General features: G+C 69.6%; 21 protein-coding genes. 5 read left to right on the top strand and 16 right to left on the bottom strand.

The window, feature by feature from the left end; translation table 11 throughout:
• Positions 1-2 precede the first annotated feature (2 nt).
• Positions 3-920, bottom strand: a complete 918-nt coding sequence (locus AB0K12_RS14345) for an SMP-30/gluconolactonase/LRE family protein (RefSeq protein ID WP_364560010.1) — start codon at positions 918-920, stop codon at positions 3-5.
• A gap of 36 nt (positions 921-956) precedes the next feature.
• Here AB0K12_RS14345 and soxR point away from each other — a divergent pair, with 36 nt between their 5' ends.
• Positions 957-1442 (top strand): redox-sensitive transcriptional activator SoxR, encoded by a 486-nt coding sequence (gene soxR, locus AB0K12_RS14340; RefSeq protein ID WP_364560007.1) that lies wholly within the window; start codon positions 957-959, stop codon positions 1440-1442.
• A 3-nt stretch (positions 1443-1445) separates the two neighbouring features.
• Here soxR and AB0K12_RS14335 read toward each other — a convergent pair whose 3' ends face one another.
• From AB0K12_RS14335 to dnaB, 3 genes are all read right to left on the bottom strand, one after another.
• Positions 1446-1895, bottom strand: coding sequence for a universal stress protein (locus tag AB0K12_RS14335; RefSeq protein ID WP_364560004.1), 450 nt, complete (start codon positions 1893-1895; stop codon positions 1446-1448).
• Positions 1896-1968: 73 nt separating this feature from the next.
• Positions 1969-3168, bottom strand: coding sequence for an FAD-dependent monooxygenase (locus AB0K12_RS14330; protein ID WP_364560001.1), 1200 nt, complete (start codon positions 3166-3168; stop codon positions 1969-1971).
• A 103-nt stretch (positions 3169-3271) separates the two neighbouring features.
• On the bottom strand, positions 3272-5386 hold the full coding sequence (gene dnaB / locus AB0K12_RS14325) for a replicative DNA helicase (RefSeq protein ID WP_364559998.1): 2115 nt from the start codon (positions 5384-5386) through the stop codon (positions 3272-3274).
• 283 nt (positions 5387-5669) lie between these two features.
• Here dnaB and AB0K12_RS14320 point away from each other — a divergent pair, with 283 nt between their 5' ends.
• Both AB0K12_RS14320 and AB0K12_RS14315 read left to right on the top strand, forming a co-directional pair.
• Positions 5670-6971: an MATE family efflux transporter gene (locus tag AB0K12_RS14320; protein WP_364559996.1), complete on the top strand. Its 1302-nt coding sequence runs from the start codon at positions 5670-5672 to the stop codon at positions 6969-6971.
• Between the two features lie 67 nt (positions 6972-7038).
• Complete coding sequence (locus AB0K12_RS14315) at positions 7039-8505, top strand: amino acid permease (RefSeq protein ID WP_364559993.1); 1467 nt, start codon at positions 7039-7041, stop codon at positions 8503-8505.
• Here AB0K12_RS14315 and AB0K12_RS14310 read toward each other — a convergent pair.
• From AB0K12_RS14310 to rpsF, 7 genes are all read right to left on the bottom strand, one after another.
• Positions 8502-9245 carry an amino acid ABC transporter ATP-binding protein gene (locus AB0K12_RS14310; RefSeq protein ID WP_364559990.1) on the bottom strand — a complete coding sequence of 248 codons (744 nt, stop codon included), beginning with the start codon at positions 9243-9245 and terminating at the stop codon, positions 8502-8504. The two genes, AB0K12_RS14315 and AB0K12_RS14310, sit on opposite strands and share 4 nt — an antisense overlap.
• The gene (locus tag AB0K12_RS14305) at positions 9242-10081 is read right to left on the bottom strand and encodes an amino acid ABC transporter permease (RefSeq protein WP_364559987.1); all 840 of its coding nucleotides are present in this window, start codon (positions 10079-10081) and stop codon (positions 9242-9244) included. Before AB0K12_RS14305 ends, AB0K12_RS14310 begins: the two co-directional genes overlap by 4 nt.
• Positions 10078-10941 (bottom strand): ABC transporter substrate-binding protein, encoded by an 864-nt coding sequence (locus tag AB0K12_RS14300; RefSeq protein ID WP_364559984.1) that lies wholly within the window; start codon positions 10939-10941, stop codon positions 10078-10080. Before AB0K12_RS14300 ends, AB0K12_RS14305 begins: the two co-directional genes overlap by 4 nt.
• 134 nt (positions 10942-11075) lie before the next feature.
• On the bottom strand, positions 11076-11522 hold the full coding sequence (rplI, locus tag AB0K12_RS14295) for a 50S ribosomal protein L9 (protein ID WP_364559981.1): 447 nt from the start codon (positions 11520-11522) through the stop codon (positions 11076-11078).
• Between the two features lie 15 nt (positions 11523-11537).
• On the bottom strand, positions 11538-11774 hold the full coding sequence (gene rpsR, locus AB0K12_RS14290) for a 30S ribosomal protein S18 (RefSeq protein WP_020543048.1): 237 nt from the start codon (positions 11772-11774) through the stop codon (positions 11538-11540).
• 63 nt (positions 11775-11837) lie between these two features.
• The gene (locus tag AB0K12_RS14285) at positions 11838-12398 is read right to left on the bottom strand and encodes a single-stranded DNA-binding protein (RefSeq protein WP_364559978.1); all 561 of its coding nucleotides are present in this window, start codon (positions 12396-12398) and stop codon (positions 11838-11840) included.
• A 78-nt stretch (positions 12399-12476) separates the two neighbouring features.
• On the bottom strand, positions 12477-12767 hold the full coding sequence (gene rpsF / locus AB0K12_RS14280; protein WP_026214314.1) for a 30S ribosomal protein S6: 291 nt from the start codon (positions 12765-12767) through the stop codon (positions 12477-12479).
• A 192-nt stretch (positions 12768-12959) separates the two neighbouring features.
• Between rpsF and AB0K12_RS14275 the strand changes: the two genes are divergently transcribed.
• Positions 12960-13277 carry a hypothetical protein gene (locus AB0K12_RS14275; RefSeq protein ID WP_364559974.1) on the top strand — a complete coding sequence of 106 codons (318 nt, stop codon included), beginning with the start codon at positions 12960-12962 and terminating at the stop codon, positions 13275-13277.
• 58 nt (positions 13278-13335) lie between these two features.
• Here AB0K12_RS14275 and AB0K12_RS14270 read toward each other — a convergent pair whose 3' ends face one another.
• Positions 13336-13512, bottom strand: coding sequence for a hypothetical protein (locus tag AB0K12_RS14270; RefSeq protein WP_345393090.1), 177 nt, complete (start codon positions 13510-13512; stop codon positions 13336-13338).
• Positions 13513-13611: 99 nt separating this feature from the next.
• Here AB0K12_RS14270 and AB0K12_RS14265 point away from each other — a divergent pair, with 99 nt between their 5' ends.
• A complete protein-coding gene (locus tag AB0K12_RS14265; protein ID WP_364559972.1) occupies positions 13612-14355 on the top strand; it encodes a deoxyribonuclease IV in 744 nt (247 codons plus the stop codon).
• Positions 14356-14418: 63 nt separating this feature from the next.
• On the opposite strand, the gene AB0K12_RS14260 is transcribed toward AB0K12_RS14265, so the two are convergent.
• The 4 genes from AB0K12_RS14260 to AB0K12_RS14245 form a co-directional block, all read right to left on the bottom strand.
• Positions 14419-15483: a mannosyltransferase family protein gene (locus AB0K12_RS14260; protein ID WP_364559969.1), complete on the bottom strand. Its 1065-nt coding sequence runs from the start codon at positions 15481-15483 to the stop codon at positions 14419-14421.
• A complete protein-coding gene (locus AB0K12_RS14255) occupies positions 15480-16814 on the bottom strand; it encodes a glycosyltransferase 87 family protein (RefSeq protein ID WP_364559967.1) in 1335 nt (444 codons plus the stop codon). The genes AB0K12_RS14260 and AB0K12_RS14255 overlap by 4 nt, the downstream gene beginning before the upstream one ends.
• On the bottom strand, positions 16811-19342 hold the full coding sequence (locus AB0K12_RS14250; protein ID WP_364559965.1) for a transglycosylase domain-containing protein: 2532 nt from the start codon (positions 19340-19342) through the stop codon (positions 16811-16813). The genes AB0K12_RS14255 and AB0K12_RS14250 overlap by 4 nt, the downstream gene beginning before the upstream one ends.
• 232 nt (positions 19343-19574) lie before the next feature.
• The gene (locus AB0K12_RS14245; RefSeq protein ID WP_345393108.1) at positions 19575-19961 is read right to left on the bottom strand and encodes a DUF5318 family protein; all 387 of its coding nucleotides are present in this window, start codon (positions 19959-19961) and stop codon (positions 19575-19577) included.
• Positions 19962-20094: the final 133 nt, after the last annotated feature.

The following is a 20094-nucleotide window of genomic DNA, read 5'->3' as shown; positions in this document are numbered from 1 at the left end:
AGTCAGCGCCCGGTGGCCCACACCGGGCGCGCTCCTGTGACGTTGGTCAGCAGGGAGTACAGCGAGGTCGCGGACGCGATGAACAGCCGGTTGCGCTTGGGGCCGCCGAACACCAGGTTCGCGGTCGGCTCGGGCAGGCGCAGGCGGCCGAGCAGCGTGCCGTCGGGGTCGTAGCAGAGCAGGGCCTTGCCGGCCGCGGCCCACACCCGGCCCTTGTCGTCGAGGCGCAGGCCGTCGTACGCGTCCGGCTCGCCGCCCGTCGCGAACACCTTGCCGTTCGCCGGCGTGCCGTCGTCGCGGACCTCGAAGACGCGGATGTGCCTGGCTCTCGTGTCGGCCACGTAGAGGTGCCGCTCGTCCAGCGAGAACGCCAGGCCGTTGGGGCGGTCGAAGTCGTCGGCCACCCGCCGCACCTCGCCCGTCACCGGGTCGGCGCGGTAGACGTGGCAGCCGTCGATCTCCTGCTCGGCGGCCACGCCCTCGTAGTCGCTGAGGATGCCGTACGGGGGGTCGGTGAACCAGATGGAGCCGTCGGAGCGTACGACGACGTCGTTGGGGCTGTTGAAGCGCTTGCCCTGCCACCGGTCGGCGATCACCGTGATGGAGCCGTCGTGCTCGGTGCGGGTGACCCGGCGCGGGCCCTGCTCGCAGGAGATCAGCCGGCCCTCGCGGTCGAGGGTGTTGCCGTTGACGTAGCCGGACGGCAGGCGGAACGGGCCCACCGCGCCGGTCATCTCGTCCCAGCGGAGCATGCGCTCGTTCGGGATGTCGCTCCAGACCAGGAACCGGCCGGCTGGGAAGTAGACCGGCCCCTCGCCCCAGCGGGTGCCGGTGTGGAGGATCTCGATTTTCGTGTCGCCGCCGATCGCGGCCATGCGCTCGTCGAGGACCTCGAACTCAGTGGGGATCGTGTCCGTCATGGCGACCACCCTACGATCCTGAAGTAAGGTCGAGGTATGACGAAGGTCGCCTGGAACACCAAGGAGCTCACCGTCGGGCAGCTCTCCGAGCGCAGTGGCGTCGCCGTCTCCGCCCTGCACTTCTACGAGGCCAAGGGCCTGCTCACCAGCCGGCGTACGGCGGGCAACCAGCGCCGCTACCCGCGCGACAGCCTGCGCAGGGTCGCCTTCATCAGGCTCGCGCAGCGCATCGGCATCCCGCTCAAGGTCATCAAGGACGCCCTCAGCGAACTCCCCGACGAGCGCACCCCCACGCGCGAGGACTGGGCCCGGCTGTCGGCGGCCTGGCGCGGCGAGCTGGACGACCGGATCGAGCAGCTGCAGCGCCTGCGTGACGACCTCACCGACTGCATCGGGTGCGGCTGCCTGTCGCTCGACCGGTGCCCCGTCGCGAACCCGTACGACCGGCTGGGCGAAGAAGGGCCCGGCGCGCGCCGCATCGACACCCGCCTGTGCCCGCCCCAGCAGTGCTGCGCGTCCTGACCGTCAGTTCCTGGGAGCGGGCGGGACGATGAGGGTCGGGCGGTGGGCGTGGTGCAGCACGTGGTTGGAGACGCTGCCGAGCAGCACCGACCGTACGCCGGCCAGCCCTCGTGAGCCGGTCACGATCAGCGAGGCGTCGATCTCGTCGGCCACGTCCACGATCGTCTTCCAGATCGACTCGTTGTCGGCCACCGCCCGGTAGGTCACCTCGGAGAGCCCCGACGCGACGGCCAGCTCAGCGCCTTCCTTGGCGTGCTGCTCCGCCTGGGCGTGCGCCTCGTCCTCGGTGCCGGGGTCGATGGCCCCCGCGGCCAGCGGATACTTCTTGAGCTGGACGAGCAGCGGCTCCCAGACCGTGACGATGACCGCGGGCTCGGCCGTGAGGTGCTTGGCGGCGAACTCGATCGCGGCGCGGGCGTCGGCCGAGCCGTCGTAGGCGACGAGGATGGTCATGGCGTTTCCCTTCGCTTCAGTCCTCTCGTAGAGCACCGAGGCGATCACCCGCCATTCCGTGGCGACTTGTCTGTTAGGTCACAGCTCCGAAGTCCGGCGCCCCTGTGTAGTCGGGCAGCTCGACGCCGTTGATCGCGCGCTCGATCAGGTCGGCGAACCAGGCGCCGGAGAAATCGGGGCTCGGCTCGGCGTCCCCGAGGCTGTGGACGTGCAGCCGGCCCATCTCCTGGTTGGCCTCCACGTACGGGCGCATCCGAGCCTCGTAACCGGCGAACCCGGCCTTCGGCTCCCACCCGGCGGCGGCCAGCTCTCCGGCCAGCAAGTAGGCGCCGACCAGGGCCAGCCCGGTGCCCGCCCCCGACATCGGCGACGCGCAGAACGCCGCGTCCCCGAGCAGCCCCACCCGCCCGCTCGACCAGCGGTCCATCACCACCTGAGCGACCTGGTCCAGATAGAAGTCAGGGGCGTCGTCCACATGCGCGAGCATGCGCCCGGTCAGCCAGCCGAAACCGTCCATCCGCTCGCGCAGCAGGCGCTTCTGCGCCGCGACGTCGCGGTGATCGACGTCGAAGTCGGCCGCGGGGAAGGAGAACATGGCCATCGCCCGGGTGGCGTCAGGGACGGGCCGCAGGCCGGCGGACCGTCCGCCCTCCTGGTGGTCGATCATCCAGCGGTCCACGCCGAACTCGTTGGGCACGCTGTAGAAGGCGAGCACGAGCCCGAGATGGCGGACGAACTGCTCGCGCGGCCCGAACACCATCGCGCGCAACTGCGAGTGCAGCCCGTCGGCCCCGATCACCAGGTCGAAACGCCGCCGGTCGCCTCCCTCGAAGACCACGTCGACCCCGTCCGCGTCCTGGCCGAGCTCGGCGATCCGGTCGCCGAAGACGTACTCGACGCCGTCCCTGGTGTCGTCGTAGAGCACGCGGGACAGGTCCCCGCGCAGGATCTCGATGTCCGCGATGAACCCGTCGCCGCCGTGGTCGTCCGCGCGGTGGGTCTCCAGCACGTTCCCGTCGGCGTCCACGATGTACGCGCCCGCGGTGTCGGTCCGGGCCGCGCGCACCGCCGCGTCCAGCCCCATGCGCCCGATGACCTCCTTGGCGACCCCGCGCGCGTCCACCGCCTGCCCACCGGGACGCAGCTCAGGAGCCCGCTCCACGACGGTCACCTCGGCCCCCCGCCGGCGCAGCCAGTGGGCCAGCGCCGGCCCCGCGACACTCGCCCCCGCCACCAGCACCCTGGGACCCTGCTCGGAACCGCCAACGCTCATCACTGCCTCCATGCGCTTCCCACCCCTGTCGATTCACCCGTATCGACCACGGATGCGCACAGAACTCATCGGTGGGAGGCGTCCCCGCGCCCGAGCGGACGGCTCAGTGCTGGGCCATGTCCACGAACCGGCTGTAGTGACCCTGGAAGGCGACCGTCACCGTGGCCGTGGGGCCGTTACGGTGCTTGGCCACGATCAGGTCGGCCTCCCCCGCCCGAGGGGACTCCGGCTCGTACGCATCCTCCCGGTGCAAAAGGATGACCATGTCGGCATCTTGCTCGATACTGCCCGACTCACGCAGGTCGCTCACTTGTGGGCGCTTGTCGGTGCGTTGTTCCGGACCTCGGTTCAGCTGGGAGATCGCGATGACCGGGACCTCCAGCTCCTTCGCCAGGAGCTTGATGGCTCGGGAGATCTCCGAGACCTCGTTCTGGCGGCTTTCGACCTTCTTCGGGGAGCTCATCAGCTGGAGGTAGTCGATGACCACGAAGCGCAGGTCGTTGCGCTGCTTGAGGCGGCGGCACTTGGCGCGGATCTCCATCATCGACATGTTGGGCGAGTCGTCGATGAACAGCGGGGCCTCGGCCACCTCGCTCATGCGGCGGGCCAGGCGGGTCCAGTCGTCGTCGCCCATCATGCCGGAGCGCATGTGGTGGAGGGCCACGCGGGCCTCGGCGGACAGCAGGCGCATGGTGATCTCGTTGCGGGACATCTCCAGGGAGAAGATGACCGTGGTCATGCCGTGCTTGATCGCCGCGGACCTGGCGAAGTCGAGGCCGAGCGTGGAGTTGTGGGTGGGGATCAGGGTGCGGCCGGCGAGGTAGAGGTGGTCGGCGTTGTCCACCTCCACGCAGCGCACCGGCACCGAGGGCACCGGGCGGACTGCGGTGATCGTGCGGTGGAGGGTGGCGGCGGCGGTGTCGATGCGGGCGTTGGCGTCGGTGCGGCGCTGGAAGACCTTGTCGGGCGGGGTGAACGTGACCGCTGTCTCGCAGCCGGCCGCCGTGTGGCCGAGGCTGTGGATCAGCTCGCGGACCTCCTCGGCCAGGCCGGGGTCCGTGAGGTCGAGGTGTACCGTTCCTGCGGCGTCGATGGTGGCCGCCGTGTCGAGCAGGCCCGCCAGGAGGTCTCTGCGCTGGTCTTCTGACGCGCGCAGGTAGGCCGTGGGGATACGCGGCGAGCCGCCGTCCGTGCCCGCGGTGGCCAGGCGGGTGCCCAGGGCGTAGGGGTGCTCAGGGAGGTCGCGCTCGGGGAGGGCCAGGGGGCTTGTGTTGGCGATCGTGTGACCTCGGGCGAGTCGTTCCGTCGTACGGACCCGCGCCTCTCCCCCGTCGTGCCTGGTGAGCCACTGGTGATGGGCGTCGGCCACGATCACCGTGCCGTCGGCGAACTCCACCTCGTAGCAGGGCCGCCCTCGCAGCACCTCGGTGGCCGCGACCACGCGGGTGGGCCGGCCGTCGGCGCCGATGAGCAGGTCGCCCACCTGGACCTCGCCCATCGTCGTCCAGCCCGAGGGCGTGGGCAGCGGGGTGTCGAGCGCGAGGGCCTTGCCGATGGCGGGACGCGCGGCCACGACGATCATCTGGCCGGGGTGCAGGCCGTTGGTGAGCTGGTCGAGGTCGGCGAAGCCGGTGGGGACGCCGACCATCTGGCCGCCGCGGCTGCCGATGGCCTCGAGCTCGTCGAGCGCGCCGGGCATGATGTCGGCGAGCGGCGCGTAATCTTCGGACGTGCGGCGCTCGGTGACCTGGTAGATCTCCGCCTGGGCGCGGTCGACCAGCTCGTCGACCTCTTCGTTCTGGCCGCCGTAGCCGAAGGAGACGATGCGGGTGCCGGCCTCGATGAGGCGGCGCAGGATGGCCTGCTCACGGACGATCTTGGCGTAGTAGCCGGCGTTGGCGGCGGTGGGGACGACGGCGGTCAGCGTGTGGAGGTAGGCGGCGCCGCCCACGCGGGCCATCTCGCCGCGCTTTTGCAGCTCGTCGAAGACGGTGACGGCGTCGGCCGGCTCGCCCCTGCCGTAGAGGTCGGTGATGACGTCGTAGACCATCTGGTGGGCGGGGCGGTAGAAGTCGTCGGAGCGCAGGATCTCGACGACGTCGGCGATGGCGTCCTTGGACAGCAGCATGCCGCCGAGGACCGACTGCTCCGCCTCGATGTTGTGCGGAGGGGTGCGCTCGAACCCCGGACTGCCGACGGCCTCTTGGTCAATGCTCACCGCGCCCCCTCGTGCACCTCGCAGGTGGTCGCACCACCCCCACTTGTAGTCGACCGGTGTGACAGTTTCGCGGAGTCCTGGCCACTCGGCAACGTGGCCTGTGGACAACCCTGTGGTCAACCTGTGCACGAGTGCCCCGAGGGTGTGAACGGCCTGTGGACGGGGCTGGGGATAACTCTTCCTGATATCCCCCGATGCTCGACTGAGCAGGGCGAACGGTATCCACCGGCTGTGGAGGAAAGAAAGTTGGCGCGACACGCCGTGTAATGTCCATAATGGACAAATGCCCATTACATCCAGAGACCGGGAGATTCTGCGGCTTGCCGTGCCCGCGTTCGGGGCGCTCGTGGCCGAGCCGCTGTTTCTGCTCGCCGACTACGCCATCGTCGGGCACGGGCTCGGCACCACGGCGGTCGGCGCTCTGGGCGTGGCCGGCACGGTCCTGACGACACTGGTGAACCTGTGCGTCTTCCTCGCGTACGGCACCACCGCCCAGGTCGCGCGGCAGACCGGCGCGGGCGAGCACGGACGGGCCATGCGCAGCGGCGTGGACGGCATCTGGCTGGCCATCGGCCTCGGCGTGGCGCTGATCGCGGTGGGCTGGCCGCTGGCCCCGGAGGTCGTGGGCTGGCTCGGCGCGAGCGGCACGCAGGCCGGGCAGGCGGTGACGTACCTGCGGATCAGCCTGCTCGGCACGCCAGGGATGCTGGTCGTGCTGGCCGGCACCGGCGTGCTGCGCGGGCTGCAGGACACGGTGACGCCGCTGGCGGTGGCGATCGGGTCGTTCGCCGCGAACGCCGCGCTGAACGCCTGGTTCGTGCTGGGGCTGGGCTGGGGCATCGCGGGCTCGGCGTGGGGCACGGTGCTCGCGCAGACCCTGGGCGCGGCCGTCTACCTGGTCGTCGTCGCACGCGGCGCGCGCCGGCACGGCACCCCGCTCACCCCCTCCCTGTACGGCGTCAGGCAGGCCGGTACGGCGGGCATCGCCCTGTTCGTCCGCACCCTGTGCCTTCGCATCGTGCTGCTGGCCGCCACCGCGATCGCCACCCGGATGGGCGAGGCGGAGCTGGCCGCGTACGCGCTGGCCACGCAGGTCTGGACGCTGCTCGCCTTCGCGCTCGACGCCATCGCGATCGCCGGCCAGGCCATCACAGGACGCTCGCTCGGCGCCGGCGACGTGCCCGCCACCAGGGACGCCACCCGCCGCATGGTCACGTGGGGCCTGTGGTCGGGCGCGCTGCTCGGCCTGCTGGTGCTCGCGGCCAGGCCGCTGGTGCCGGGCCTGTTCGACGCCGAGCCCGCGGTGGCCGGGATGCTGCTCGACCTGCTGTGGCCGGTCGCCCTCTTCCAGCCGATCTGCGGGATCGTGTTCGTGCTCGACGGGGTGCTCATCGGCGCCGGCGACCAGCGCTACCTGGCGTGGGCCGGGGTGTGGACGACGCTCGCGTACCTGCCGGCCGCGCTGCTCGCCTCCGGGCTCGGCGTGGTCGCCCTGTGGTGTGCGCTCGGCGTGTGGATGGTGGCACGCCTGGTCACCCTCGTACGCCGCGCCGCCGGCACCGCTTGGCTGGTGACCGGCGCGTAACCGTATCGTGCTTGCCGTTGTCCAAGAGGTGGGACAGAGTGGGCGCGTTCCCTGAGCGGGGTGTGCTTTGTCCACGATTCTGCGAAGACTGCCGCCTTCGGAGGCCGGCGGGCTGCGTACGGGCGCCCGGCACAGCCTGGCCGAGGTCTACCGGCCGGCCGATCTGGTGGTGCTCGGGCTCGGCGTGATGATCGGCGCCGGCATCTTCAGCATCGCCGGCGAGCAGGCCGCCACCACGGCGGGCCCCGGCGTGATCCTGTCCTTCATGATCGCCGGCATCGCGTGCCTGCTGGCCTGCCTGTGCTACGCGGAGCTGGCGTCCACGATGCCGACCTCGGGCAGCGCCTACACCTTCACGTACGTCATCTTCGGCGAGGTCTGGGCGTGGATCATCGGCTGGGCGCTGATCCTTGAGCTGCAGTTCGCCGCCGCGCTGGTGGCCAGGGCGTGGGGCGCGATCACGGTCGGCGCGCTCGCCAACTTCGGGGTGCGCGTGCCGGACGAGCGGCCGGCCCAGGACTTCCTCGTGCTCGTCATCCTCGTGCTGCTCACCGGCATCGTCTCGCTCGGCGCCAGGGTCGGGCTGCGGGCCCTGTGGATCATGGTGTCGGCCAAGCTGCTGGCCGTCGGCGCGGTCATCGTCGTCGGCCTGCCGCACATCGACGCGGCCAACTTCGGCGACTTCTTCGTCCCGCCGCGGACGCTGGACACCCCGCCCGCGACCGTGCTGGAGACGCTCATCGGGGAGGGGCAGGCGTTCGGCTGGTTCGGGATCTTCGCGGCGGCCTCGGCGATCGCGTTCGCGTACATCGGGTTCGACATCGTCGCGACCTCGGCCGAGGAGACCGTGAACGCCCGCAGGGCCATCCCCAAGGGCATGATCCGCAGCCTGGTGATCGCCACCGTCATCTACATCGCGGTGGGCCTGGTCATGGTCGGCATGGTCCCCTACACGCGGATCTCCGAGCAGGCGCCGCTGGCCAGCGCTTTTCAGGCGGCCGACCTGGGGTGGATGGCCCACGTCATCGACGTCGGCGCGGTGCTCGGGCTCACCACCGTGATCCTGGTGCTGATCGTGGGGCAGACGCGGGTGCTGTTCTCGATGGCGCGCGACGGGCTGATCCCGCGCGGGCTGGCCACGGTCAGCCGGCGCTACCACACGCCGACGCGGGTGACGCTGGTGATCGGGGCCGTGGCGATCGTGCTGGCGGAGTTCGTCCCTGTGGTGCCGCTGCGGGAGCTGGTGGTGATCGGGACGTTGTTCGCCTTCGCGTTCGTGGCGGCCGGGGTGATCGTGATGCGGCGCCGCATGCCCGATCTGGAACGCGGCTTCCGGGTGCCGCTCTCGCCGCTGCTGCCCGCGCTGTCCTTGGTCGCCACGTTCTGGCTGATGATCAACCTGCGGCTGCTCACCTGGGCGTGGTTCGTCCTGTGGATGGCCTTCGGCCTGCTCGTCTACCTCGTGTACGGCCGCCGCCACAGCCTCCTCGCCCGCCCGCGTACCGAAGCCCAGGGCGGCCGGCACCGCCGCTAGAGCCGGCCCGAGTCCAGCACGCTGCGCAGGAACTCGCGCGTGCGGGGATGCTCGGGCTCGCTGAAGATCTTCTCCGGCGGGCCCTTCTCGATGAGCACGCCACCGTCCAGGAAGCACACGGTGTCGGAGATGTCCCGGCAGAAGCTCATCTCGTGCGTCGTCAGGATCATCGTCATGCCCGACTCCTTGAGCTCCCTGATGATCCCCAGCACCTCCACCACGAGCTGCGGGTCGAGCGCCGAGGTCACCTCGTCGAGCAGCATCAGCCTGGGCCGCGTGGCCAGCGCCCTGATGATGGCCACGCGCTGCTGCTGGCCGCCGGAGAGCTGGTCGGGGTAGGCCCGCACCTTGTCGGCCAGCCCGAACGTGGTGAGCAGCTCGTGCGCCTGCTCCTCCGCCTGCGCCCTGGCGACGCCGTGCACCTGGCGGGGCGCGAGCGTGATGTTGTCCAGCACGGTCATGTGCGGGAACAGGTTGAACGCCTGGAAGACGATGCCGAGCCGCTTGCGCACCTGGTCGACGTTCACCCTGGGGTCGGTGATCTCGACACCGTCGAGGTAGATGGCGCCGTCGTCCACCGTCTCCAGCAGGTTGACGCAGCGCAGCAGCGTGGACTTGCCGGACCCGGACGCGCCGATGAGGCTCACCACCTCGTGCGGGGCCACGTCCAGGTCGATGCCGCGCAGCACGCTGTGGCCGCGGAAGTTCTTCCACACGCCCTCGATGGTCAGGACGCTCATGCGCCGCGCCTCCTGCGGGTGCGTGCGGCCAGGTGGTCGGTGAGCCTGGCCATCGGGATGGTGAGCAGGATGAACAGCAGCGCCGCCGCCAGGTAGGGGGTGTAGTTGAAGGTGTCGGCGGTGTGGATGTACGCCTGCCTGAGCGCCTCGAGCGGCCCGATCGTGGCCACCAGCGCCGTGTCCTTCTGCAGCGAGGCGAAGTCGTTCAGCAGCGGCGGTACGACCCGGCGCACGGCCTGCGGCACGACCACGTGCCTCATGGTCTTGACGTGGCTGAGGCCCAGCGACCGCGCCGCCGCGATCTGGCTGGGGTGCACGGACTCGATGCCCGCCCTGAACACCTCGGCGACGTACGCGCCGTACGAGAGCGTCAGCGCGATGATGCCCAGCGTCACGAGGTCGGACGGGATGCCCTGCAGCCGCAGCGCGGGCAGCCCGAACCCGATGAGGTAGATGACCAGGATCGTCGGCACGCCTCTGAACAGGTCGGTGTAGAGCGTCGCGAGCGCCCTGATCGGGAAGAACGCCGGCGCGGTGATGCCCCTGGCCAGCGCCACCAGCAGCCCGATCACCAGGACGAGCACCTCGGCGATCAGGAAGATCTTGATGTTGAGGAGGAACCCGCTCAGCACGTCGGGCAGCGCGGCGACGAACTGCTCACCGTCGAAGAACGTCGCGCGCACCGCCGGCCAGCCCGGCGAGCTGGTGACGCCCCAGACGACGAGGACGAGGAAGACGACCGTCGAGGCCGTCGCGATCGAGGCCGAGCGGCGGCCACGCGACCTGCGGACGCGCTCCCGCTCGATCTGCCGCTCTGACTTGACCCACTCGCTCATTTCAGCTCGGGCGCGCCCGCCGCCGATCCCAGCCACTGCTCCTCGATCTTGGCCAGCTCACCCTTGGACTTCAGCGCGTCGACGGCCTTGTCCACGCACGGCTTGATCGGGCTGCCCTTGCCCATGACCAGCCCGAACTCCTCAGGCGTGCCGCCGGTCGAGCTGAACTGGCCGACGATCGTGGAGTTCTCGACCTGCGCGGCGGTGACGTAGAACGCCGTCGGCAGGTCCACCACCGCCGCGTCGATCTGCTTGTTCTTCAGCGCGTTCACGACGTCTATCTGGTCGTTGTAGACGTTGGGGTCGGACGACGGCTTGATGACGTCCCTGACCGCGTTGAACGAGGTCGTCCCGGCCTGTACGCCGATCTTCGCGTCCTTCAGCTCGGCCAGGCTCTTCGCGCCCGCGACCTTGCCGCCCTGCGCCGCCACCACGGCCTGCTTGACCGTGTAGTAGCCGTTGCTGAAGTCGACCGCCTTGGCCCGCGCCGGAGTGATCGAGACCTGGTTGATGTCGAAGTCGAACTTCTTGTCACCCGGCGCGAAGGCGACGTCGAACTTCACCGTCGTCCACTGCACCTCGTCGCGGTCGAAGCCCAGCTCCCCCGCCACCGCGAACGCGACCGCGCTCTCGAAGCCCTGCCCGTTGCTCGGGTCGTCGTCCTTGAACCACGGCTCGTAAGCGGGCTTGTCGGTGCCGATGGTGAGCTTGCCCGGCGTGATCAGCTTGAGCTGGTCTTTCGTGCAAGCGGTGGAGGTGGTGGGAGCGGCCGCGGTGCTCGCCGGGTCGTCGACCGGTGCGCAGGCGACGCTCGCCGCCGCCAGGGCTCCGATGGCGAGCAGCATCGAGGGACGGGCCATGGCCTCTGCCTCCAGGGGGACGTGCGAAAGAACGAGGCGATTCTACGCGGATGATGTCGGAAATATGCCGCCAGGGTGCCTGTGCCTGGACATACAGAAGGCCCCCTCGAAGAGGGGGCCCGCTGCCGCTGAGGTCAGCCTGCGACGACCTCGACGTCGACCGAGGCGGAGACCTCGGGGTGGAGCTTGACGGTCACCCGGTGGGAGCCGACGCTCTTGATCGCGTTGACGATCTCGATGCGCCGCCGGTCGAGGACCGGCCCGCCGGCGGCCTTGACGGCCTCGGCGATGTCGCCCGTGGTGATCGAGCCGAACAGCCGGCCCGACTCGCCCGCGCGGGTGGTCAGCCGCACGCGCAGGGCGCCCAGCTGGCCCGCGACCTCCTTGGCGGTGCCGAGGTCACGGATCTCGCGGGCGTCGCGCGCCTTGCGGATGGTCTCGATCTGCTTCTCGGCGCCGCGCGTCCAGCGCATGGCGTAGCCGCGCGGGATGAGGTAGTTACGGCCGTAGCCGTCCTTGACCTCGACGACGTCGCCGGGGGTGCCGAGGCCGGAGACCTCGTTGGTGAGGATGAGCTTCATGTCGACGAACCTCCCTTAGCGCGCCGTGCTCGTGTAAGGCAGCAGGGCCACCTCACGGGCATTCTTGATCGCCGTCGCCACGTCGCGCTGGTGCTGGGTGCAGTTGCCCGTCACCCGGCGCGCACGGATCTTGCCGCGGTCGGAGATGAACTTCCGCAGCAGGGCCGTGTCCTTGTAGTCGACGTAGGAGATCTTGTCGTGGCAGAACAGGCAAACCTTCTTCTTCGGCTTGCGCAGTGCCGGCTTTGCCATCGTGGTGCTCCTTTCAGAGCCCCGCCGTCAGAGCGGGAATGGACTCGGGCTTGTGGACAGAATTTAGAAAGGCGGTTCGTCGCTGAAGTCGTTGCCGCCGCCGCCGAAGCCGCCGCCGCCCTGCTGGCCGCCGCCGCCGCCGAAGCCGCCGCCACCGCCGCCACCCTGGAAGCCGCCGCCCTGAGGCGGGGCGGGCGTCGCGGAGGCCCACGGGTCGTCGGCGGGACCGCCGCCGAAGCCGCCGCCGCCACCCTGACGGGAGGTGCGGTTGACCTTGGCGGTCGCGTTACGCAGGGACGGGCCGACCTCGTCGACCTCGACCTCGTAGACCGTGCGCTTCTCGCCTTCCTTGGTCTCGTAGGACCGTTGCTTGAGCCGCCCCTGCACGATGACCCGCATGCCGCGCTGGAGGCTCTCGGCGGCGTTCTCCGCCGCCTGCCGCCAGACGTTGCAGGTCAGGAAGAGGCTTTCGCCGTCTTTCCACTCGTTGGTCTGTCGATCCATGTACCGCGGAGTGGACGCGATGCGGAATCGAGCCACCGCTTGCCCCGTCGGGGTGAAGCGCAGCTCCGGGTCGTCGACCAGGTTGCCGACGATGGTGATTACGGTGTCGCCTGCTGCCATGGCTAGCGCTCGCCTTCCTGCACGCCTTCGCTTGGGTTACGGCTCAGAGTACGGGGCTTCCCCGACAAAAGCCGGAGGTTAGTGCACGTCCGGACGCAGGACCTTGGTGCGCAGAATGCCCTCGTTGAGGTTCATCTGGCGGTCGAGCTCCTTGACCGTCGCGGGCTCCGCGGACAGGTCGATGACGGCGTAGATGCCCTCGGACTTCTTGTCGATGTCGTAGGCGAGCCGGCGACGGCCCCAGACGTCGACCTTCTCGACCGTGCCGCCGTCGTTGCGGACGACGGTGAGGAACTGGTCGAGGGACGGAGCGACGGTGCGCTCATCGAGCGAAGGGTCCAGGATGACCATTACTTCGTAACGACGCATGCGGACTCCAACCTCCTCTGGACTCTTGCGGTCACGACACTCTGCCGTGACAGGAGGACGCTGACGCCTGAACCCGGGCGGGCCCCTTTCGGCACCCCGGGGCGATGGATCACCCATCACAACGCAGCGTGCCCCAGGTTACCAGCCACAGGTAGGTGGGAAGGCCCCTAGGAAACCAAGGGGGTGGTGACTGTGCCACATGTGCTTCAGCCCTCCGAGAGGGAGCGGTTCAGGTTCACGCTCAACACCGACGGACGCCCGCACCGGGTCGAGAACGCCCTGGCCGTCATCACGCTCGCCTGCGGTGTGGTGGCGTTCGTCGCGACCTTCTGGACCTCGGCGCACATGATCGCGTCGTGGGCCGGCACGCTCGGCTTCGGCGTGGGTCTCTATTCGCAGTACATCTCGGCGACCACGCCGCAGCGCTCGCTCAACGTGGTGGGCCTGGTCGGGTCGTTCGTGGGGGCCGCGCTCGGCATCGCGCACGGCGGTTTCCTCCCGCACCCGTGATCCCCTCGCGCATGAGCGACGGCCCCGGCGCATGGTCCGGGGCCGTTGTATATGTGGATCAGCCGATGTGCAGGTCGATGCCGAGCAGGACCAGGAACCACAGGAACACCGCGAGCAGCGCCTCCGCGAGATCCCTGAGCAGTCCCGGCGTGATGTAGTCGTAGACCCAGGCGACGTAGATGCCGACGACGACGTAGACAAGAACGATCAGCGCCCGTAAGCGCCAGCGGCTCATGGCGGTTTCTCCTCGGGTAGGGGGCGTCTCCCGACTGCCCTGGAGCCCGCCGGGCAAACCCGGCCGTACCCTGCTCGGGCGGCGGATAGCCTTACCTGCATGGTGCGAATCGGAGCTCATGTCGACCAGGACGACCCCGCCGCCAGGGGCGCCGAGGTGGGGGCCGAGGTGGTGCAGTTCTTCCTCGGTGATCCGCAGGGCTACGCCAAGCCGGTGCTGCCGGACAAGCCGGTCGAGGGCGTCGACGTCTACATCCACGCCCCCTACCTGATCAACGTGGCGACCACCAACAACCGCATCAGGATTCCCAGCCGCAAGCTGCTGGAGCAGCACCTCAAGGCGGCGGCGGGGCTCGGTGCCAAGGGCCTGGTCGTGCACGGCGGCCACGTCAACAAGAGCGACGACCCGCAGGCCGGCTTCGACAACTGGCGCAAGGTGTTCGAGCGCATGGAGTGCCCGATCCCCGTGCTGATCGAGAACACCGCGGGCGGCGGCAACGCGATGGCACGCAAGCTCGACCGCATCGCGCGGTTGTGGGACGCGCTCGACGGGTTCGACGTGGGCTTCTGCCTCGACACCTGCCACGCCCACGCGGGCGGGGAAGAGCTGATCGACGTGGTCGAGCGGGTCAAGGCCATCACCGGCCGCATCGACCTCGTCCACTGCAACGACTCGCGCGACGAGTTCGACTCGGGCGCCGACCGGCACGCGAACCTCGGCCAGGGGAGGATCGACCCCGAGCTGATCCTCGCGGTGTGCCGGGCGGCGGGCGCGCCCATCGTGGTGGAGACGCCGGGCGCGGGCCAGGCGGACGACATCGCGTTCCTGAGGAAGAACCTCTAGCGTTTACACACAGCCTGTGGATAACTTCCCTGGATTACCAAGAGAAGAAAGCGGGTAGAAACATCAGCCCGCCCAGGCGCCGCTGAGGAACCGGGCCATGTTGACCAGCATCAACGGGCCCGAGATCAGCAGATAGAGCGCGAAAAGCCACGGCCGCCTGGTCGCCACCCGCGCCACCAGCACCCACAGCGGAAACCACAGCAGCAGCGAGCGCGGGATCGACAGGTAATAGGCCGACGTCATCAGCGCCGCCGCCTGCAGGCCCGTGTAGACGGCCTCGCTCCACCGCCGCAGCACCAGCAGCCAGACGAGCGCCGCCACGACCACCACGGCGCCGGCGATCTCCATCCTGAACGCCACCGCGAAGTCGTCGGAGCCCATCGCCGAGCGCCAGGTCGTCCGCCACGCCTCCCACGGCCAGGCGAAGTCGCGCCCCCACCCGGCCTCCTGCGCGTGCTTCCACGCCAGCCAGTCGCCGGTCCTGCGGAAGTGGTAGAACGCGTACGCCACCAGCGGCACGAACGGCACCACCAGCCACCCGGCCCGCCGCACCGGCTCCCTGCGTACGACGAACTCCACGAGCAGCGCGGCGGCCAGGAACAACCCGGTGATCCGCACGCACGACGCCCCCGCGGCCAGCACCACCGCGAGCGGCCAGCGTCCCTGCCTGGCGGCCAGCCACGCGGGGATCGCGAAGGCCAGGAAGAGCGACTCGCTGTAGCCCGCGGCCAGGAACACCGCCATGGGGAAGGCCAGCAGCCCCAGCACCGCCGCCCACCCGTGGGCGCCCTCGGCCTCGGCCAGCCGGGCCAGCGCCACCATGGCGACCGCCCCGGAGATCAGCGAGACCAGCAGCCCGGCCGCCGCCCAGTCGGGGACGACCAGGTGCACCAGGCGCAGCGCCAGCGGCAGCCCGGGGAAGAAGGCCGGCAGGCCGTCGTCGGCGGGCTGTCCTGGCTCGCCGTCGTAGCCGTACTCGGCGATCGTGACGAACAGCGTGGTGTCCCACTTGCTCCACCGGTGCGGGTAGCCGGCCAGCGTCGCGCCGAGCAGGGTGGCGACCAGCAACCCGGCACGCGAGCCGAACCAGAGCAGCAGCGCGTCCCGGGTGGCCGAGCGGGTGATCATCTGTTCAGTGACGCCAGCGTGAACCGGTCAGGGGCGCCGTCGAACACGCCGCCCGTCTGGTCGTCGACGCCGGCCGCGCGGACGACGTCCTTCTCGGGCCGCAGGATGTCGCGCACCACGAACGCCATCATGACGCCGATCGTGATGATCCGTCCCCAGACGGCGGTGAAGTAGGTGTCGTCGCCGATGCCCAGGTCGTCGCGCTCCAGCGGCGGCTGCGAGAGCAGGTAGAGCCAGATCGCGACGAAGTACCACACCTCGGCGAGCTGCCACAGCGCGAGCGGCTTCCAGTTGGGCCTGGCCAGCACCGCGAACGGCACCAGCCACAACACGAACTGCGGCGACCACACCTTGTTCGTCATCATGAACGCGGCCAGCGCGAGGAAGCAGATCTGCGCCAGCCGGGGCCGCTGCGGCGCGCCCAGCGTCAGCACCGCGATGCCGAGGCACATGATGGCCAGCGACACGATGCCGAGCGTGCTCACGTCGGACTCGCCGAGTATCGGCCAGCCCTTGTTCTGGAAGAACAGCCACGGCGAGCCCCAGTCGACGCCGCGCTCCTGGGAGAAGACGTAGAAGCGGCGCCAGCCGTCCCACGCGAAGACCATGAACGGCACGTTGACGAGGATCCACGCCGCCGCCGCGGCGCCCATCGTCTCAAGGAACGGCCGCCACCGCCCGGTGCGCCAGGTCAGCAGGAACAGCGCGCCGACGAACATCAGCGGATAGAACTTGGTCGCGATCGCGAGCCCGAGCAGCACGCCCGCGGCCACCTGCCGCTCGCGCTTCCAGGCCAGCAGCATGCCCATGGACAGCGCGCCGGCGACGAGGTCCCAGTTGATGTACGCGGCCAGCACGACGGCCGGCGAGATCGCGTACCAGAGGGGGTCCCAGCGTCTGGCGGGGCCGGCCACCGCGGCCATCAGCAGCACCCCGGCCACCAGGCAGAGGCCGAGCAGGATCACCGTCAGGTCGTAGAAGCGCACCGCCTGCACGACCTTGTCGGGGCTGAGCGCGCGGGCGATCCAGGCGAACACCTGCATGACCTCGCCCAGCACCACCGGGTACTCGACCTGCTTGTCGAACGGCACCGCCGCGAAGTAGGGGTTCTGGGTGTCGAGGGCGCGGTCGAAGTAGAGGGGGTAGATGTCGGTGTAGCAGAAGTTCGTGTACGTGGTGACCTGGTCGTTCCACCCACCGGTACGGCACGGCAGCCGCACCACGTACGCGAGGCTCGCCCCCAGGGCCGCGATGAGCCCCAGGGGCAGGTACGGCACGGCACGCGCCACCCAGGGGGCGCGTGCCTCGGTGCTCGTCACTGGGTCCGTCACTGATCCTCGGGCCTGCCGGGCATCGGCCGACTGCCGCTGGGTCTGGCGTTGGGCGCCGATCCGCCTCCTGCGACGTCCACGTCACTGTCCGGCAGGCCGAGCTGGTCGGTCTCGGTGCCGGTGTCGTCGCTCACGTCGCCCTCGGGGATGCCGGGGTCGTCGTTGTCGCAGTTGATGAAGCAGTCGTCACCCTGATCGAACGGGTCGCCGGTGCCGAGCGGGTTGTCGTCGTCCTCGGGCGTCGGGGTCGGCGTGGGCGTCGGGCTCGGCACGATGTTCTCCGGCGTGCCGACCTCGGCGCGGGCGGGGAACTGCTCGACCGGCATGCCCTCGTGGGCGAGCTGCATGAACCTCTGCCAGACGATCGTGGGCGGGCCCGCGCCCTCGAAGCCCAGGGAGACCTCCTTGGGCGTGGTGTAGGGGTTGTCCCAGCCGTACTTCTTGCTGCCCTTGCGGAACACCGGGCAGTTGGAGTGCTGGGGCGGGACGACCTTGCCGGTCTTCGTCACGCACTGCTCGCGGTAGAAGCCGACCGCCGTGGAGATCTGCGGCGTGTAGCCGACGAACCAGGCTTCCTTCTCGTCGTTGTTGGTGCCGGTCTTGCCGGCCGCCGGCCGGGAGCCGAGGCCCTTGCCCGCCGCGGTGCCCGACTTGAGCACTTCCTGCATGGCGATCGTCGAGTCGGCGGCGACCCCCTCGTCGATGACCCGCTTGGCGGCCGCCATCTCGGGGTAGACCACCCGGCCGTCACGCGCCTTGACCTGGCGTACGACGTGGTAGCGGGTGTACTTGCCGCCGTTGGCGAAGATCGAGTAGCCGGCCGCCTGCTCCACCGGCGTCACCAGGGCGCTGCCGATGGCGAACTGGTAGTGGTGCTCCTTGACGTCGTCCTCCATGCGCTTCTGGTTGAAGCCGGCCTCCTCGACCAGGTTCTTGACGTCGTCGAGCTTGTTGGGCAGCGCGTAGGCCATCGACACGTACGCGGTGTTCACCGACTGCGCCGTGGCCTTGACCACGTCGACGGCGACGCCCACGTTGTGGCTGTTCCTGATGCCGCCCTCCTGCTGGCCCGGCAGCTCCTTCGGCACGGTCTCGTTACCCGGCACGTAGCTCTTGAGCGAGTAGCCGGCCTGCAGCCAGGCGGCCAGCACGTACGGCTTGAACGCCGAAGCGGCCTGCTTGGTGGACTGGAAGGGCTCGTTCCACGGGTCGGTGAGATAGTTGTCGCCGCCGTAGAAGGCCAGCACCCGTCCGTTCCTCGGGTCCACGGCGGCCAGGCCGGCGTGGTACTCCGTGGACATGTTGTAGGCCTTCATCGTCTCCTTGACCGCGGTCTTCGCGTGCTGCATCATCTTGCGGTCGAAGGTCGAGATGATCTTGAAGCCGCCGCTCCTGACCTTGTCGCGGGTCAGGCCGCGGCCCTCGAGCTCCTTCAGCACCTGCTCGACCATGTAGCCCCTGAGCCCGCCCAGCTCGTTGTCGGACGCGCTCGCCTTGGTCTTGGGGAACTTCGCGGTCTTCGGCAGGTCGCCGTACTTGTCGGGCCACTGCTTCGACATGTAATCGACGACGGTCTTCCAGCGATCCTTCAGCGCGGGCGAGTCGTGGTCCCAGTTGGGCTGCTGGATGCGCGCGGCGAGGTAGGCGCCCTGCGAGGGGGTGAGGTTCTTCGCGTGGACGTTCTTGCCCGGGAAGTACGCCTTCGCCGCGGCCTCGACGCCGTAGGCACGGCCGAAGTTGATGGTGTTGAGGTAGTTCGCGAGGATCTGGTCCTTGGTCAGCTCGTCATCGAGCTTGACCGCGACGAAGATCTCCATGACCTTGCGCTTGATCGACACTTCCTGGCTGAGGCCGTCGTAGTAGTTACGGGCCATCTGCTGGGTGATCGTCGAGGCGCCCTGGAGCTGCTGGCCGGTCGCGGTCATCCAGACCGAGCGGGCCATGCCGGAGATGGAGATGCCGGAGTCTTCGTAGAACGTGTCGTTCTCGATCGCGACGGCGGCGTCCTTCACGCTGTCGGCCATCTCGGTGATCGGCACGCTCTCGCGCTTGAAACCGAGCGTGGCGATCGGGGTCTTGCCGTCGCGGTAGTAGATGGTGCTCTGCTCCGCCAGCGCCTCGGCCTGGGCCTCGGTCGGGACGGGCGTGTTGGCGTACGCGACCATGATCATGCCGAACAGGCCGGCCGCGAGCACCACGACACCGGCCACGACGAGCTTCCAGCTCGGCAGGAACCTGCGCCAGCCGCCGCCACCACCGCCTCGTTTGACCGGCGGTTCCGGCGGTTCTGACGGTGGGCCCGAGCCGCGCCGGCGCGAGCGGCGCGGCGCGTCGCTGACGATCGTCTCCTGGTTGCTCACCGCGCGCGTGTCGGGGCGGGCGTGGGAGCGCGACGGCGGCTGGTCGCCGCGCTCCTGCGGGTATGCGGCGGTTCGCCGCTCGCGCGGCGGGTGGTCGCCGCGCTCCTGCGGATGCTCGGCACGCGCGCGGCGGCGTGGCGGCGGCTCGTCGTACGGCTGCGCCGCCATGGCGCCGGTCTGCTCGTATGCGGCTTCGGGACGACGGGGCGGCTGAGCCGCGCCCCAAGCCGGATCGCCGGTTTGAGGAGGAGAACCCTGGGGCACAGAACGGGATGAGCTGGAGCGACGGCGCCTCCCCGGGCGTGCCGTCCCCTCATTCATGCTGTTACTCACACGTCCTCGCAACGTCGTCGGAACATAAACGGCGGTCGGGCGTGAGGCTGCTCGCCGCCCTCGGTCTTCACGCTTGATCGACGAGGTCAGGCGGTCCGTTCCCGAGGACGTACGAAACCGTCAGGTGATTCCAGGAACAACCTTGGCAGACCTCGACAACGTACACCCGGAACTCATCGTAATCATGGGCCATGGCGACGAGTTCTGATGTGACCTTTGCCTGACCGGCATGCCGCCCGAGGGCGTCGCCGTAGACATAGGTCACGTTGGTGACGTTCTCCTGTTCGCAGACCGGGCAGAGGCGTTCGGTCGGCTCGCCGAAGTGGCGGGCCGCGCGAAGGAGGTAGGGCTGTGCGTCACAGACGTCGCGGCGCGACGATCGCCCCGCCCGCAGGGAGCGGACCACCGCCCTTTTCGCCAGGCCGTAATCCACCACCCTTCTCTGTGACCACATGAGCGCCAGACTACGGCGTTTCGGAGGTTGATCCCAACGACTTGCCGGATTCGCAGATTGCGGCCATATAGCGCCCCGACGTATCCTCAGGATGTATCGGCTCGATACATCGACGCGAGAGGGGGCGGTTCCA

The sequence above is a fragment of the Nonomuraea sp. NPDC049419 genome (genome assembly GCF_040676995.1).
Classification (GTDB): Bacteria; Actinomycetota; Actinomycetes; order Streptosporangiales; family Streptosporangiaceae; genus Nonomuraea; species Nonomuraea salmonea.
This window is presented reverse-complemented; position numbering and strand designations above follow the sequence as displayed.

Bases quoted from the DNA above. Each gene is read 5' to 3' on its own strand.
- soxR (WP_364560007.1), top strand. From the start codon at position 957: ATGACGAAGGTCGCCTGGAACACCAAGGAGCTCACCGTCGGGCAGCTC.
- AB0K12_RS14260 (WP_364559969.1), bottom strand. From the start codon at position 15,483: ATGATCACCCGCTCGGCCACCCGGGACGCGCTGCTGCTCTGGTTCGGC.
- AB0K12_RS14305 (WP_364559987.1), bottom strand. From the start codon at position 10,081: ATGAGCGAGTGGGTCAAGTCAGAGCGGCAGATCGAGCGGGAGCGCGTC.
- AB0K12_RS14270 (WP_345393090.1), bottom strand. From the start codon at position 13,512: ATGAGCCGCTGGCGCTTACGGGCGCTGATCGTTCTTGTCTACGTCGTC.
- AB0K12_RS14265 (WP_364559972.1), top strand. From the start codon at position 13,612: ATGGTGCGAATCGGAGCTCATGTCGACCAGGACGACCCCGCCGCCAGG.
- AB0K12_RS14345 (WP_364560010.1), bottom strand. From the start codon at position 920: ATGACGGACACGATCCCCACTGAGTTCGAGGTCCTCGACGAGCGCATG.
- rplI (WP_364559981.1), bottom strand. From the start codon at position 11,522: ATGAAGCTCATCCTCACCAACGAGGTCTCCGGCCTCGGCACCCCCGGC.
- AB0K12_RS14310 (WP_364559990.1), bottom strand. From the start codon at position 9,245: ATGAGCGTCCTGACCATCGAGGGCGTGTGGAAGAACTTCCGCGGCCAC.
- AB0K12_RS14335 (WP_364560004.1), bottom strand. From the start codon at position 1,895: ATGACCATCCTCGTCGCCTACGACGGCTCGGCCGACGCCCGCGCCGCG.
- AB0K12_RS14250 (WP_364559965.1), bottom strand. From the start codon at position 19,342: ATGGCGGCGCAGCCGTACGACGAGCCGCCGCCACGCCGCCGCGCGCGT.
- rpsR (WP_020543048.1), bottom strand. From the start codon at position 11,774: ATGGCAAAGCCGGCACTGCGCAAGCCGAAGAAGAAGGTTTGCCTGTTC.
- AB0K12_RS14320 (WP_364559996.1), top strand. From the start codon at position 5,670: ATGCCCATTACATCCAGAGACCGGGAGATTCTGCGGCTTGCCGTGCCC.
- AB0K12_RS14245 (WP_345393108.1), bottom strand. From the start codon at position 19,961: ATGTGGTCACAGAGAAGGGTGGTGGATTACGGCCTGGCGAAAAGGGCG.
- AB0K12_RS14330 (WP_364560001.1), bottom strand. From the start codon at position 3,168: ATGAGCGTTGGCGGTTCCGAGCAGGGTCCCAGGGTGCTGGTGGCGGGG.
- rpsF (WP_026214314.1), bottom strand. From the start codon at position 12,767: ATGCGTCGTTACGAAGTAATGGTCATCCTGGACCCTTCGCTCGATGAG.
- AB0K12_RS14300 (WP_364559984.1), bottom strand. From the start codon at position 10,941: ATGGCCCGTCCCTCGATGCTGCTCGCCATCGGAGCCCTGGCGGCGGCG.
- AB0K12_RS14285 (WP_364559978.1), bottom strand. From the start codon at position 12,398: ATGGCAGCAGGCGACACCGTAATCACCATCGTCGGCAACCTGGTCGAC.